This is a genomic window from Halopiger goleimassiliensis, assembly GCF_000455345.1.
GTDB classification, from domain to species: Archaea; Halobacteriota; Halobacteria; order Halobacteriales; family Natrialbaceae; genus Halopiger_A; species Halopiger_A goleimassiliensis.
This window is the reverse complement of the sequence record NZ_HG315690.1, coordinates 1,064,323-1,078,507: the sequence shown is the minus strand read 5'-3', so window position 1 is coordinate 1,078,507 and position 14,185 is coordinate 1,064,323. Positions and strand designations below refer to the sequence as shown.

Genomic DNA, 14,185 nt, shown 5'->3' with positions numbered 1-14,185 from the left:
CTTCTCCGTCGTCTTATTGCGGGTAATGCTACCGTACTACATAGATCGATCGCACTCGCGAGTCGCCGGACGCGACGTGTCATCGCCGGAGACTGTGTGACGCGAAGACCACCAAATCCGACTTACCGAGTTCGCTATCCGGACGTTTCTACTGAAGGCGGGCACATACAATGTGGGTCGGTACCGTGGAACACGAATGGACATGAGCGTCACTCGAGAGCGCGTCCGATCGCTCGAACAGCCCGAGTTCGCCGTGACGCTGCGTCACGCTGGGGTCGCGGGGGCCGGTGGGGCCGGCTTTCCCACCTACGCGAAGTGGGAGCGACTCGCGTCCGTCGACTCCCTGCTGGTCAACCACCAGGAGAGCGAACCGAACTACTACATCGACAAGTGGCTCGGTCGCGAGCGGACGGACGACCTCGCCGCGCTGTTCGACGCCTTGCTCGAGGGGCCGTTCGAACGGATCGTCGTCGCCGCGAAAGCGACCGACCGGGACGCGTGGGTCGCGCCGCTCGAGGAGGCCACGGATGCGACGGTCTACGACCCGGAGGAGCTACCGGTCGCCGAGGACGAGACGGGCGTCGTCGTCGCGTACACGGAGGACCGCTACGAGTACGGGATGGAGAGCGTACTCGTGCGGCTGGTCGCCGGCGAGGTGCTGAGCGGCGACGAACTGCCGATGGATCACGGCTGGATCGTCCAGAACACCGAGACGCTGTCGAACGTACGCCGGGCGCTCGTCGAGAGCGAACCGGCGACGCGGAAGTTCGTCCACGTCGACGGGCGCGTTCCCCGACACCGTTTTCTCGAGGTTCCCGTGGGGACGCCCGCGACGGACGTGCTCGCGGCGGCAGGGCGGACCGACGGCATCGATTCCAACGAGGTCTTGCTCGACGGCGGTCCCGGCTGGTGTTTCGAGATCGACGCCGCGCCGGACCGCTTCGGCGTCACGAAGCGGACGAACTGTCTGCTCGTGATGGACGACTCCGTCGTCGAGGAGAACACCCTCGGTAACGGACGGGTCAACGTCCTCGCGCCGGCGGCCTGGACGGAGAGCGTCCACGAGACGGCACCGACCGAGACGCTCGAGCCCGATCGCGTCGCGGTGCCGCTGATCACCAATCCCAGTTTCGAGGGCGTCGTCACGCCCAGCGACCCCATCGTCGGGCCGGGCGACGACGTCGAAGCGGGGGAGATGATCGCCCGACCGGGCGAGGGCATCAGCGTCGCCCAGCACGCGCCGATCGACGGGACGGTGACCGAGGTTCGATCCCGCTCGATCAGGATCGACGCCCGCCCGGACGAGTCGACGGCGGAGGCGGAGACCCACCGGATCTATTGGACGTGGTGTGAGGAGTGTGGGCGCTACCTGCCGGAGCCACAGCTGCGGACGACCGGATCGACGACGTTCGTCTGTCGGCGCTGTCGGTAGGCGTCGCTCACCGCTCGTCGTCCGGTACCGGTACGCTTAGCGTCGACAGGGCTCGAGGACGCTCGATCGGATCCACGCCGCCGGGTTCGTCCGGTCGCAGATCACTGTAGCGTCGTCGTCCTCGTAGCGAACGTACTCGTCGAACGTCGTCGGACTCGGTTCTCGCTCGGCGGGCGTCGAGTGCTGGTTCATAGCTAGTTGGGGAGCGTCGCGTACCTGCGGACGGCCGCCGACGCCGGAAAAGGGCTCCGTAGGGATACTACTAGTGTGGCTAGTTCGCGTGGTACTGCTGCCCACGATCGCTGTCGTCAGTCGTCGGCCCTACTCGTTTTTCGGTACGTCGCCGTCACGGGGCTCGATGCGGGCGGTACACCAGTGGCAGAACTCGAGGTCCTCGTCGAGTTCCTTTCCACACTCGGGGCAGGTAGGGCCGTCCGCGTCGGCGTCCGCGTTCGCTCCCGGCGGAAAGCCCAGGGCCCGGAACGCCGCGTCGACCGCGGCGAAGAGGACGATAAACGAGAGGAAGAACTGGCCCATGGCGTTGGTGTCGGTGGTGAGGACCTCGAACGTCTCGCCCATCGTATCGACGGTAGCGAACTCTTCGATCGGGAGAAAGATAGCAACCGCGGAGAGGTAGAGTCCGGCAAACACGAGGGCGCGAAGCCAGTCGCGCAACAGCGCGTGACCGGCCCCCGGAAGGAACATCGAGAGCCCGCCGGCCGCGATCGCACGAAACCATCTCATAGGTTTCCCTACGGGTCGGTGACTGGTTAACATTCCGGTTCCGACGTGAATCCGTCGACGCCGCAGGCCCCGATTCCGTCGCCGTCGCCGACCTCCCGCGGACAACACACTCAATACCTTCGGCGGTAATCGAGGGCCATGGTCGAAGTTGGCGATCGAGCGCCCGATTTCACGGTGCCCCGTGCGGGCGGCGACGGCTACGACGACGTCGAACCGTTCACGCTGTCCGAGCAGTTCGGCGACGGTCCCATCGTCCTCGCCTTCTTCCCGGCGGCCTTTACGGGCGGCTGTACCGAGGAGATGTGTGCGTTCCGCGACTCCTTCGACGCGTTCGCGGAACTCGAGGCGGCGGTCTACGGCGTCAGCGTCGACCTCCCGTTCGCACAGAATATCTGGATTCGGGAGCACGACCTCCCGTTTTCGATGCTCTCGGACTGGGACCACGAACTGATCAGGGCCTACGACGTCGTCTACGAGGACATGGCCGGGATGATCGAGGCGGCCGAACGGAGCGTCTTCGTCCTCGACGCCGACGGCGTCGTCACCTACCGCTGGGTCCGGGACGACGAGAACCCCGCGTTCGAGCCGTTCGTCGCCGACGTTCGGGACGAGGTCGAACGGGCGCGAGACGTGTAGTTCGGCGCGACCGCCCCTACTCGAGTCGATCCACCAGCGTCGCGAGCGTCTCGAGGTCGTACTGTCCCGGGGCGGTCGCCTCGGCGGGGTCGACCGGCGCGTAGCCGATGCAGGATCCGTAGACTGGTGCTACGGCCCGGGTGTGGCTGCCGGCTTCGCCCATGGCCATCGTCGCGACCTGCTTCCCGTCGCTCGCGAGGCGGTGCGTCACCGCGAGCAACGCCAGCGTATCCGCCCGGGATTCGGCCGTGACGGCGAGTTTGCCCACGTCGGCGCGTTCGCAGGCCGTCGAGAGGGTGTCCATCAGTTCGATCTCGTCGGGCGTCCCCTCGAAGTCGTGGGCCGACGCGACGACCCGCACCCCGTGATCGTCGGCCGTCGCGAGCACGTCGTCGGCGTCGCCGTCCCGGATCGACGCGAGTTCGACGTCGACGGCGGCGACGGCCTCATGCTCGGCCGCGGTCGCGAGGTCCGCCAGCCGTTCGTCGTCCGACCCTTCGTACTCCCCGCCCTCCCAGGCGGCGCGGTTGGTCGCGAGGATCGGTAGCTCACCGTCGTAGCGCTCGAGGGCGGCCAGCGGCTCCTCGGCGAGGTCCATGCGGAACTCGACGACGTCCGCGTGGTCGCGCGCGTCGGGTTCGTCCGCGAGGTCGGCCGTGGCGGCCGCCAGGACGAACGAGTCGAAGTCGATCTCCATCGCTACGGACTGCGTGGACCGGATGAAAAACGGTGTCGCTTCGGACGGGTAATTACTGTAACGCTACTGCCGCAACCGCGGTCTGGCGGCGGTTGCGCCGGAACTGACGGACAGTAACCCGTCTCAGGCCAGTCCCAGCGTCTCCTCGGCCTCGAGGAGTTCGTGGTAGCGGTTCCGGATGGTGACTTCGGAGATGTCGGCCACGTCGCTGACGGCGGCCTGGGTGGTCTTCTCGTTGGTCAGCAGTGCAGCGGCGTAGACGGCGGCAGCCGCGAGGCCGACCGGCGACTTGCCCGAGTGGACGCCCTTCTCCTTGGCGTTCTGCAAGAGTGCGCGGGCGCGGTGCTCGGCCTCGTCCGAGAGGTCGAGCCCGGAGGCGAACCGGGGGACGTAGCTCTCGGGGTCGGCCGGCTGAACCTCCAGCCCCAGCTCTCGCACGACGTACCGGTAGGTGCGCGCGATCTCGTTTTTCTCGACCCGCGAGACGTCCGCGATCTCGTCGAGCGAGCGCGGGACGCCGGCCTGGCGCGCGGCGGCGTAGACGCAGGCCGTCGAGACGCCTTCGATGGAGCGACCGGGCAGCAGGTCCTCCTCGAGCGCGCGCCGGTAGATGACGCTCGCAGTCTCGCGGACGTTGGTCGGGAGCCCCAGGGCGGAGGCCATCCGGTCGATCTCGCCGAGCGCCTGCTTCAGGTTGCGCTCCTTGGAGTCGCGCGTGCGGAACCGCTCGTTCCACTTGCGCAGGCGCTGCATCTTCTCGCGCTGGCGCGAACCCAGCGAGTTGCCGTAGGCGTCCTTGTTGCGCCAGTCGATGTTCGTCGAGAGGCCCTTGTCGTGCATCGTGTTCGTCGTCGGCGCGCCGACGCGCGATTTCTCGTTCTTCTCGGCGGCGTCGAAGGCGCGCCACTCCGGCCCGCGGTCGACGGAGTCCTCCTCGACGACGAGGCCACACTCCTCACAGACGGTCTCGCCGTGTTCGTCGTCCACGACGAGGTTCCCGCTACACTCGGGACAGACCAGTTCGTCGTGTTCGCTCTCCGTTTCGTCGGTCGTTTCGCGTTCGCTACCCCGTACTCTCGTGTTCTGTGTTGCGTCGGTCATACGATGGCGAGTGCTGCCCGGACGACGGCCGCAAAAGCCCGGACGGAGTCGTTATCTACTTCGTTCAGAGACTCGAGCTTTAAAGATTTCGAAATCGGATTGCGACAACGCCCGAAAACCGGTAATTCGTCCGAACTGGTATTACGAACCGATGGATTAAAGGAGGTGAGTTGGCCGCAACCGCCGATTCCAAATACCGCTCCACCCAACGACGGGTATGCGCGTCGCCGTCGGGAGTACGAACCCGGTGAAAGTCGAAGCCGTCGAACGGACGCTCGAGGGGTACGACCCCGTCGTCACTGCCGTCGCCGTCGACTCCGGCGTGCCCGAACAGCCGTGGTCGATCCCCGAAACCGTCACCGGTGCCGAGAATCGCGCCCAGCAGGCGTTCGACCGGACGGACGCGACCTACGGCGTCGGACTCGAGGGCGGGGTCGCCGACCTCGAGGGCGTCCCGGGCCTGTCGTTGATCATGTGGGCCGCGGTGACCGACGGCCGCCGGATCGAACGGGGGAGCGGTCCGACGTTGCGCCTCCCCGAACGGGTCGCGGCCCGCCTCGAGAACGGTGCGGAACTCGGACCGGTTATGGACGACCTGCTCGGGTCGAACGACGTCGCCGAGAACGAGGGGGCCGCCGGCGTCCTCACCGCCGGCCTCACGGACCGAAGCCAGGCCCTGGGTGAAGCCGTGGCGTGTGCGTTCGGCCCGTTTCTGGTCTCCCACTACGAGTAGCACTGGCCGGATCGAATCGTCTCCTTGCCGACGTCAGCGTCTTCGTCGGCCCAATCGCTCGTTACCGAACCTGAAACGATCGGACTTTTTGACACTCACGATAGTCGGGGAATTAACCGGCCGTACCAACGCCGCCTTTCCCGGCCGTTATGCGACGATTACTTGTAGCCAAAATCGCCGGAGGGCGGCGGGTTAACTCGTCGTACCAAACCCCCTAAGAGCGTCGGCGGTCTCTCGGTGAGTATGAGCACTGCAATGGCCCCCGACCTCACGAGCAAACAACGCGAAATTCTCCAGTACCTGCGGGAGAACGCGGACACGAAGACCTACTTCAAGTCCCGACTCATCGGCCAGGAACTGGGAATGACGGCCAAGGAGGTCGGTTCCAACATTACGGCGTTGCAGGAGGGCGAGTACGACGTCGACATCGAGAAGTGGGGCTACTCCTCGAGCACCACCTGGAAGGTCGACGTCTAGGCCGACGCGAGCGGTCGGTATCGATCGGTCCCTCCACCGATCCTCCCGTCGACGCGCCGAACCAGTCGACTGCCGACCCTCCCACCGACGCGTTTTCACCGTGCGTTTTTCAGTCGACGTCGACCGGCGACGCGGCCACCGATCTGATTCGCGGTCGATCGAACCGGCTTTCCCGGGGACCGGCGTACGCACGATCGAATGCCGACACCGGTACTGTTCGACATGGACGGCGTCATCCTCGAGGGGCCGGGAACCGTCCCCGGAACCTACGCCGACGCGGCGGACGCGGCCCTCGCCGACCTCGGGGTCGACCCGACGCCCGCACAGCGCGACTCGCTCCGCCAGCACGGCCTCGAGGGCGTCAGGGACTGCTGTACGGCCCTCGGCATCGATCCCGACGAGTTCTGGCGACGCAAGGAACGCCACGCGTCGGTGCGCACCCACGACCGACTCCGATCGGGCGAACGCGGCCGCTACGAGGACAGCGACGTGATCCACGACGTCACCGAGCGGACGACCACCGCGCTCGTCTCCAACAATCGCCACGAGACCACGACGTTCGTCGCCGAGTTCTACGACTTCCCGTTCGACGCGGTCCGCGGGCGCGATCCGACGCTCGAGGGCTTTCGCCGACGAAAACCCGACCCCTACTACCTCGAGCGGACGCTCGCTGACCTCGGCCTCGAGGACGGGATCTACGTCGGCGACAAACCGAAAGACGTCGTCGCCGGCCGCGAGGCCGGCCTCGAGACGGCGTTCGTCCGTCGCCCGCACAACCGCGACGTGGAGCTCCCCGAGGGAACGACCTACGAACTCGAGTCGCTGTGGACAGTTCCCGACCTCCTCGAGGAATAGCGACGGCGGCGAGGACTAGCGCTTCGTAGCCGCCGCTGGTAGGCGCTCCCTACAGGGACGACAACGACACTGCTCGGGGTCGGCCGTCGGCGAAGCGCGTTACTCCGAGGTCGCCGCGGAGCCGTCGTAGGACATCAACCGATCCGCCTCGGTCGCGAGCGTCGCCGCCCGGTCGCCGAAGGAATCGGCGTAGCGGACGACCAGCAACAGGACGGTCTCGGGGCGCTCGACCGCGTAACCGTCGCCCCGGGAGAGGAGGCCGGCCTCCTCGAGTTCGCCCGCGTACTTGCTGACCGTCGGCGGCGATACCCCGAGTGCGTCCGCGATGTCGCCGCCCGTGGCCTCGGGGTTCGCCAGCAGTTCGATCAACATCCCGCGTGGGGTCTCCCGACGGAGGTAGCCAAGCGCCTGCTTTTCGAACTCGTCGAATCGGTCCGCGACGACGAACCGTTTGTAGTCGCCGTCGCGATACCGTTCGATGGCGTCGACCTCCTCGAGGCGGCGCAGGTGGTGCTGGGTCTCACCGGTTCCCAGTTGGAGGTCGTCGCGAATCTTCGAGAAGTGGGCACCGGGGGTCGTCGAGAGGTAGCCGGCGATCGCATCGCGTGCGTCGCTGTCACCCGTCTCGGCGGCCGCGGAGCCGGCCGCTCCGGCGAAGGGCGCGGCGGCACCGAGCGCGGCGAAACGGCGCAGGGTCGCCCGTTTGTCGTCGTCGACCCCGTCGGGTGAGCTCATTGCTGTCTACCGTCCGAATGGCGGCCGACGGTAAAACAGGTTTCGCCTCGGTTCGCTCACGACGACCGGATAGTTGCCGGAACCGACGGCTCCCGGTCGCGAACGGGAGTCAGTCGTCGGTCGGGTGGTCGACCTCGCCGTCCATCTCCTCGATGACCTCGTCGGGATCGGCGATGTCGGGCTCCGTTCTCCCCTCCTTGATCGCCTGGGCTTGCCCTTCCATGGCTTCGACGTCCATCTCGGCTTCCTCGTCGATCTCGCCGATGATCTCGCTGATGTCGTCCAGGCCGATCAGTTCGCGGGTCTCCTCGTCGAACTCGAGGCTCTCGAGTTGCTCGGCGTCCTCTTTGACGTCGCTGCCCGAGAGGTGTTTGCCGTAGCGGCCGACCATCGAGGTCAGTTCCTGGGGCATGACGAACGTCGTCGACTCGCTCTGACCGATCTGCTCGAGCGTCTCCATCCCCTTGTCGATGACCGCGCGTTCGCCCATGGATTCGGCCGCGCGAGCCCGGAGCACCGTGGAGATGGCGTCACCCTGGGCTTCCAGGATCTGGCTCTGTTTCTCACCCTGGGCGCGGATGATCTCGGACTGCTTGTCACCTTCGGCCTTCTCGACGGCGCTGCGGCGTTCACCCTGGGCCTCGAGGATCATGGCACGCCGTTTGCGCTCGGCGGAGGTCTGTTGCTCCATCGCGCGCTGGACGTCCTTCGAGGGGTTGACCTCCCGAACCTCGACGCTCTCGACGCGGATCCCCCACTCGTCGGTCGGTCCCTCGAGTTCCTCGCGGATTCGGTGGTTGATCTCCTGGCGCTTGTTGAGGGTGTCGTCGAGGTCCATATCGCCCAACACGGCACGCAGGGTGGTCTGGGCCAGGTTGGAGACCGCCCGCTGGTAGTCTTCGACCTCGAGGAAGGCCTTCTTGGCGTCCATGACCTTGATGTAGACGACGGCGTCTGCGGTGACGGGCGAGTTGTCCCGGGTGATCGCTTCCTGCCGCGGCACGTCCAGGGTCTGCGTACGCATGTCGTACCGGTAGGTGTTCGAGACGAACGGCGGGACGACGTTGATCCCCGGCTCGAGCAGTTTGCGGTACTCGCCGAGGACGGTCAGCGCACGCTTCTCGTAGGCGTCGACGATCTCGATCGCGCTCAACAGCGCGGCGATGACGACGAGGAGAACGAGCGCGGCGACGACCAACAGTGCGCCGGTTGTCGGTCCGACGACTGCGAGTAGTTCAGGGACCATACGCTAGCCGCGTCGCGAGCCATCATAAAAATTTTCTTTACGAGTGACAGAACACGGCCGACGCACCGATCGGACTCGGTTCGAACGAAATTGGCTCGACGCCGTCCTCACGGACGACGGACAGGAAAAGCGAACGTCGACTCGCCGGCAGCGATCAGTCGTCCTGGCGGTTCTCGCCCGACTCGGGCATCGAGACGTCGGTCTCGGTGCCGCCGTCGGTCTGCTGGAAGTCCTGGTCCATCTCCTCGATCACCTGCTCGGGATCGCTGATGTTCGACGGGTCCTCGCCTTCCTTGATCGCCTGGGCTTCCTGTTCCATGGCTTCGACGTCCATCTCGGCTTCCTCGTCGATCTCGCCGATGATCTCGCTGATGTCGTCCAGGCCGATCAGTTCGCGAGTCTCCTCGTCGAACTCGAGGCTCTCGAGTTCTGCACCGTCTTCCTTGACGTCGCTGCCCGAGAGGTGTTTGCCGTAGCGGCCGACCATCGAGGTCAGCTCCTGGGGCATGACGAACGTCGTCGACTCACTTTGACCGATCTGCTCGAGCGTCTCCATCCCCTTGTCGATGACCGCGCGCTCGCCCATTGCTTCGGCGGAGCGGGCGCGCAGGACGGTCGAGATGGCGTCACCCTGGGCTTCCAGGATCTGGCTCTGCTTCTCACCCTGGGCGCGGATGATCTCGGACTGCTTGTCACCTTCGGCCTTCTCGACGGCGCTGCGGCGTTCACCCTGGGCCTCGAGGATCATGGCACGCCGTTTGCGCTCTGCGGAGGTCTGTTGTTCCATCGCGCGCTGGACGTCCTTCGAGGGGTTGACCTCACGCACTTCGACCGACTCGACGCGGATCCCCCACTCGTCGGTGGGCTCGTCCAGTTCCTGGCGGATCTTCGCGTTGATCTCCTGGCGCTTGTTGAGCGTGTCGTCGAGTTCCATGTCCCCCAGCACCGCCCGGAGGGTGGTCTGGGCCAGGTTGGAGACGGCCTTCTTGTAGTCGTCGACCTCGAGGAAGGCCTTCTTGGCGTCCATGACCTTGATGTAGACGACGGCGTCTGCGGTGACGGGCGAGTTGTCCCGGGTGATCGCTTCCTGCCGCGGCACGTCCAGGGTCTGGGTACGCATGTCGAACCGGTAGGTGTTCGAGACGAACGGCGGCACGAAGTTGATCCCCGGCTCGAGCAGTTTACGGTACTCGCCGAAGACCGTCAACGCGCGTTTCTCGTACGCGTCGACGATTTCGATCGCGCTGAGTAACGCGGCGATGACGACGACGAGGACGAGGGCACCGATAAACAGGAGTGCCCCGCCCGGCGACGCCTGCAGTGGGAGTAGGTCTACGACCATGTTCCGGACTTATGCCGGTGAGGTGAAAAACATTCCCTTGTCCCGACGACATGTCCGACTGGGGATGTGTGTGCGAGCGGAGGGAAGGTCGACTCTCCGTTCGTGGTGCTCGAATCGGACGCGAGCGAACGTAACTGTTGGGCAAGTACGCGAAACTGGTAGAGCGGACGCTTACCGCAGGCTTCGGAGACTGCGCTGTAGATCTCGTAGGTCGTCAGTTCGGGTCGTGACCGCTAGCCGACAGCAGGTAGTGCCCACGACGGCGACGATCGCCCGGACGCCCAGGCCCAGCGAGACGCCGGCGAGCGACGCGAGCGTGTTCGTCAGCGAGAACAGGACGACGACCGGTAACACCCAGCCGACCGTCAGCAGCCACGGTTCGGCCAGAGGGGCGAACCGACCGGCACCGGCGCGGAACTCCGCGATCGCTTCCCCGCGTAGCAGCCAGCCGACGATCGCGAGGAACCCGAACAGGCCGACGCTCAACAGCAGGTCCGCGAGGGTGCCGGAGACGAACTGAAAGGCCGACCCGGCGAGCGATAGCCCGGTCCCGGTCACCGCAACGAGAAGCGTCGTCAGCACCGTCGCCCGACGCCGCGATACGTCGAGGCGGTCGACGAGCGTCCCCACCGGCGTCTCGAGCAAGTTGATCCCGCTGGTTACCGCGGCCAGCAGGACGGCCCCGAAGAACGACGTCGCGAGGACGGAGCCGCCGGGCAGCGACGCGAACGCCGTCGCAAGCGCGACGAACAGCGTACCCGGTCCACCCTGCCCGGGATCGATACCCTGGGAGAACAACAGCGGGATGACGACCAGTCCGGCGAGGACGCCGATGAACGTGTTCGAGATGGCGATGACGAGCGTGTCCCGTGGGAGGGAAACGTCCTCGTCGAGGTAGGAGGCGTAGGTCAGCATCGCCCCGGTGCCGAGCGAGAGAGTAAACAGCGCCTGTCCCGCCGCCGGGCCGACGACGTTCGTGACGTTCGCGGCGAGGTACTCGGCGTCGAAACCGAGGTAGAACGCGTAGCCGGCGTCGGTTCCGGGCTGCATCGCCGTCCACCCCGCGAGGCCGACCAGCAACAGGACGACCGCGGGAAGCATCACCTTCGAGGCGCGCTCGATGCCGCGGCTCACGCCGAAAAGGACGATGGCGGCGACGATGCCGAGAAAGAGCAGGTGGAACCCGACCGCCTCGAGGCCGTGGCTCGCCGCCCCGAAGTACTGCTGGGGCTGGTCGAAGTACGCCCCGGACGGCGAGGCGAGTACGTACCGGAGGGTCCATCCGCCGACCACCGAGTAAAACGAGAGGAGTACGAGTGCCGTAGCGACGTTGAACACGCCCAGTGCCGATCCCCACCGGGAGCCGGTGAGCGAGCGAAGCGCCCCGATCGGTGTCTGTCGGCCCAGCCGTCCGAGGACGAACTCGGCGAGCAGTCCCGGGACGCCGACGCCGACGACGATGAGCAGGTATACGACGAGAAACGCACTGCCGCCGTTACCGGCAGTCAGCCACGGAAACCGCCAGATATTCCCCAGACCGGCCGCGCTGCCGATCGCGGCGAGAACGAATCCGACGTTCGAAACCCACGAGTCACGAGTAGCCATTGCTGCACAGGTGTGGGGGTTGGGGTGAGAAATCGGTGTTGATTCGATCGTTCTGTCCTGGCTGAACGCGATCGGCGGGTTCCCGCCCGGGCGAGTCCGACCGACCGGTTCGATCCCGAACACCGACGGCTACGCGGCGTTAACTCGAGTTTTCGGTTTCAGTTTCGGTTTCCCGCTCGGGCTCCGTGTTTGTCGGATCCTCGACCAAATCCCCGGCCTCCGCGTCCGGGTCGGCGTCTGCTGGGTCGTTCGCGGCACCTTTCGCGAGTTCGCGATCGATCTCGTCTTCGGCGATGCTCTCCATCGATTCGACCGTCAGCACGTTGCCGCCACCCGGATCGAGGACGATGATCTCCTCGCCTTCTTCGATCGTACCGCTGGTCGTCCGCGCGCTGTAGTAAGGGGCGAAGCCGCCCTCGTCGAGTTTGACCTCGCCGTCACGGGTCGTGATCCGTTCGGTCGCGTAGCCGGTCGCGCCCGACAGCGAGTTCGAGTCTTTAGTCTGGGCAGTCCCCTTCCCGCCGTAGAAGTCGAACTCGTGGTAGACGTACGTCGCCGCGAGGCCGATGAGGAGGGTGATCCCGGCCAGAATGAACGGGCTGGAGATCGGGAAGAACACGCCGAGCAGGCCGGCACCGACCAGCGCGACGCCGATCACGATGAGGTGGGCTCCCGGCGAGATGGCCTCGAGGAGCATCAAGACGAGCCCTGCGGACAGCAACAAGAGTGGGACGTTCCCGAAGAGGGCGTCGAGCATATCTTGTCGTTTGGGCTCTCCCCGATTAAATGTTTACCGCGCGATCGACATTTCGACTGTCGAACGGTTCTTCCGCCGAACAGGCCGCCTCCAGGGCTTGCGTGGCCAATCTACGTTCTTCGATACACCGCCCGTCGAATCGGGCGGCTACGACGACCCGTTCGTGATCGTCGTGTGGGCACCGATGAGCGCGCCCGCGAGGTCGAGTTCCTCGAGGTGGGTCCCTTCGTCGATGATCGACCGACGGACGTCCGCGCTACGGATGGTTGCGTCCGGGAAGACGACCGCGTGGTCGAGGTGGGCTCCCTCGAGAGTGACGTCGCCCATCACGTGGACGTTCTCGCCGATCGTCGTGTCCTCGAGGGTCGCGGTGTCGGCGACCAGCGACTCGCCGTCGAGGTGCCAGGCGACGGCATCGAGGTAGCTCTCGGGCGTGCCGATGTCGAACCAGGCTCCCTCGAAGGTGTAGGCGTAGGTCGGTTCGCGGTTCTGGAGCCACTGGACGAACCAGCCGGGTTCGTCGGGGTTGTTGCCGCCCTCAAGGTAGGTCGACAGGAGCGACAGCGATTGCTGGGGGAACGCGTAGCAGGCGATGGAGACCAGCGTGGAGTTCGGATCCTCGGGCTTCTCCTGGAAGTCGACGACCCGGTCGTCCTCGAGATCGACCAGGCCGTATGATTTGGCCTTCTCGCGGGAGCCGACGTCGTAGGCGGCCAGCGTCGGTGCCTCGCGCTCCTGGAAGTAGTCGACGAAATCGGCGACGTCGAAGCTGATGAGGTTGTCGCCGGCGATCACGAGCAGGTCGTCGTCGATCCCCTCGCGCTCGATGAGCTGGGCGAGCGCGCCGACGACGCCGAACTTCTCGTCCTCGTCGGTCGTCTCCTCGACCGACAGCCGGGGCTTCTCGAACTCGCTGTCGGCGAGGTGGGCTTCGAAGTCGGCGGCGAACCGTTCGTTCGTGCTGACGTAAACCTCCTCGATCCGGTCGTCCGCCTCGAGTTCGGCGAAGATGCGGTCGATGACCGTCGAGTCGCCGATCGGAAGGAACATCTTGGGCCGATACTTCGTGATCGGCCACAGCCGGGTCGCGTAACCGCCCGCGAGGACGACAGCTTTCATGCTCTCGCGTTCTTCGCCGCGCGGTAAGACCTTTATCCCTCGTCTCGATGCGCGGTTCGATCGGCCGATGCGTCCTCGTGTGCCGTCCGACCGGCTGCTCGCTATCGGACCCGGTCGGTCGCTTCGCTGACTCCTCGTGACCGCGGCCGCGGACCACGGGTTTTTGGCGCGCGACCACCTACGACCGGCTATGGCAGACGAGGCGTCCGGGGAGGACCGCGACGATACCGACGACCAGCGACACCAGTCGTCGGCCCCGACCGATCGCCGCTCGGAGCCGGACGACTCGCCGTTCGACGGCGGCGACTGGAACCCGTCTCACCGGCCGCTCTCCGACGAGGAACCGCGTCGCGAACGGGAGACCGATCGGGACTCCGAGGCCGCCGGCTGGAACCACGGCTGGATCGACGAACGCGACGAACACGAGGAACACGACGGACGGGCTGCTCGAGATCGCATTCCAATCGACCTCTCGCGAGACGAATCGGAGGGCGAGAACGAGGAGGAGAACGAGGATGCCGACGAGGACGAGTACGCTCCCGAGCCCAACGACGCGCCGATCGAGGCCGGCGATCCATCGCTCGAGAACGTCCTGTTCGTACTCCTCGGTGCGCTCGTCATGCTCGCGTTGATCGCTCGGGTCGTCTCGATCCCGCTGTGATACCCGATTCGAGCGACACAGCTATACGGCCCCCGTGTGACGTTG

At 66.0% G+C, this 14,185-nt stretch carries 16 protein-coding genes; 6 read left to right on the top strand and 10 right to left on the bottom strand.

The genetic code is table 11. The features are described from left to right. Nucleotides 1-202: 202 nt before the first annotated feature. Complete coding sequence (locus tag TX79_RS05285; RefSeq protein WP_049928288.1) at nucleotides 203-1,432, top strand: NADH dehydrogenase; 1,230 nt, start codon at nucleotides 203-205, stop codon at nucleotides 1,430-1,432. 36 nt (nucleotides 1,433-1,468) lie between these two features. On the opposite strand, the gene TX79_RS19575 is transcribed toward TX79_RS05285, so the two are convergent. Together TX79_RS19575 and TX79_RS05280 are read right to left on the bottom strand one after the other, a co-directional pair. Beyond that, nucleotides 1,469-1,624 carry a DUF7331 family protein gene (locus tag TX79_RS19575; RefSeq protein WP_195892459.1) on the bottom strand — a complete coding sequence of 52 codons (156 nt, stop codon included), beginning with the start codon at nucleotides 1,622-1,624 and terminating at the stop codon, nucleotides 1,469-1,471. A 129-nt stretch (nucleotides 1,625-1,753) separates the two neighbouring features. Beyond that, a complete protein-coding gene (locus TX79_RS05280; RefSeq protein WP_049926171.1) occupies nucleotides 1,754-2,176 on the bottom strand; it encodes a DUF7575 domain-containing protein in 423 nt (140 codons plus the stop codon). A 138-nt stretch (nucleotides 2,177-2,314) separates the two neighbouring features. Here TX79_RS05280 and TX79_RS05275 point away from each other — a divergent pair, with 138 nt between their 5' ends. Next, nucleotides 2,315-2,812: a redoxin domain-containing protein gene (locus TX79_RS05275; RefSeq protein ID WP_049926170.1), complete on the top strand. Its 498-nt coding sequence runs from the start codon at nucleotides 2,315-2,317 to the stop codon at nucleotides 2,810-2,812. A 16-nt stretch (nucleotides 2,813-2,828) separates the two neighbouring features. Here TX79_RS05275 and TX79_RS05270 read toward each other — a convergent pair whose 3' ends face one another. Beyond that, entirely contained in the window at nucleotides 2,829-3,509 is a 681-nt protein-coding gene (locus TX79_RS05270; RefSeq protein ID WP_049926168.1) for a type I 3-dehydroquinate dehydratase, read from the bottom strand. A gap of 123 nt (nucleotides 3,510-3,632) precedes the next feature. Further along, a complete protein-coding gene (locus TX79_RS05265; RefSeq protein WP_049926167.1) occupies nucleotides 3,633-4,610 on the bottom strand; it encodes a transcription initiation factor IIB in 978 nt (325 codons plus the stop codon). A 217-nt stretch (nucleotides 4,611-4,827) separates the two neighbouring features. Between TX79_RS05265 and yjjX the strand changes: the two genes are divergently transcribed. The 3 genes from yjjX to TX79_RS05250 all read left to right on the top strand — a co-directional run bounded on the left by yjjX (nucleotide 4,828) and on the right by TX79_RS05250 (nucleotide 6,675). Beyond that, nucleotides 4,828-5,343: an inosine/xanthosine triphosphatase gene (gene yjjX / locus TX79_RS05260; protein ID WP_049926166.1), complete on the top strand. Its 516-nt coding sequence runs from the start codon at nucleotides 4,828-4,830 to the stop codon at nucleotides 5,341-5,343. Between the two features lie 243 nt (nucleotides 5,344-5,586). Beyond that, complete coding sequence (locus tag TX79_RS05255; RefSeq protein WP_230198544.1) at nucleotides 5,587-5,820, top strand: DUF7123 family protein; 234 nt, start codon at nucleotides 5,587-5,589, stop codon at nucleotides 5,818-5,820. A 198-nt stretch (nucleotides 5,821-6,018) separates the two neighbouring features. Further along, nucleotides 6,019-6,675, top strand: a complete 657-nt coding sequence (locus tag TX79_RS05250; RefSeq protein ID WP_049926163.1) for an HAD family hydrolase — start codon at nucleotides 6,019-6,021, stop codon at nucleotides 6,673-6,675. A gap of 99 nt (nucleotides 6,676-6,774) precedes the next feature. Here the strand turns inward: TX79_RS05250 and TX79_RS05245 are convergent, their stop codons facing one another. From TX79_RS05245 to TX79_RS05220, 6 genes are all read right to left on the bottom strand, one after another. After that, entirely contained in the window at nucleotides 6,775-7,410 is a 636-nt protein-coding gene (locus tag TX79_RS05245; protein ID WP_049926161.1) for a winged helix-turn-helix transcriptional regulator, read from the bottom strand. Nucleotides 7,411-7,519: 109 nt separating this feature from the next. Next, entirely contained in the window at nucleotides 7,520-8,656 is a 1,137-nt protein-coding gene (locus TX79_RS05240) for an SPFH domain-containing protein (protein ID WP_049926160.1), read from the bottom strand. A 154-nt stretch (nucleotides 8,657-8,810) separates the two neighbouring features. Further along, complete coding sequence (locus tag TX79_RS05235) at nucleotides 8,811-9,998, bottom strand: SPFH domain-containing protein (RefSeq protein WP_049926158.1); 1,188 nt, start codon at nucleotides 9,996-9,998, stop codon at nucleotides 8,811-8,813. Nucleotides 9,999-10,169: 171 nt separating this feature from the next. Continuing rightward, nucleotides 10,170-11,603, bottom strand: a complete 1,434-nt coding sequence (locus tag TX79_RS05230; RefSeq protein WP_049926157.1) for a sodium-dependent transporter — start codon at nucleotides 11,601-11,603, stop codon at nucleotides 10,170-10,172. Nucleotides 11,604-11,742: 139 nt separating this feature from the next. Then, the gene (locus TX79_RS05225) at nucleotides 11,743-12,360 is read right to left on the bottom strand and encodes a hypothetical protein (RefSeq protein ID WP_049926155.1); all 618 of its coding nucleotides are present in this window, start codon (nucleotides 12,358-12,360) and stop codon (nucleotides 11,743-11,745) included. A gap of 147 nt (nucleotides 12,361-12,507) precedes the next feature. Next, nucleotides 12,508-13,479, bottom strand: a complete 972-nt coding sequence (locus TX79_RS05220; protein WP_049926153.1) for a sugar phosphate nucleotidyltransferase — start codon at nucleotides 13,477-13,479, stop codon at nucleotides 12,508-12,510. Between the two features lie 190 nt (nucleotides 13,480-13,669). Between TX79_RS05220 and TX79_RS05215 the strand changes: the two genes are divergently transcribed. Beyond that, on the top strand, nucleotides 13,670-14,140 hold the full coding sequence (locus tag TX79_RS05215; protein WP_049926151.1) for a DUF7312 domain-containing protein: 471 nt from the start codon (nucleotides 13,670-13,672) through the stop codon (nucleotides 14,138-14,140). Nucleotides 14,141-14,185 lie beyond the last annotated feature (45 nt).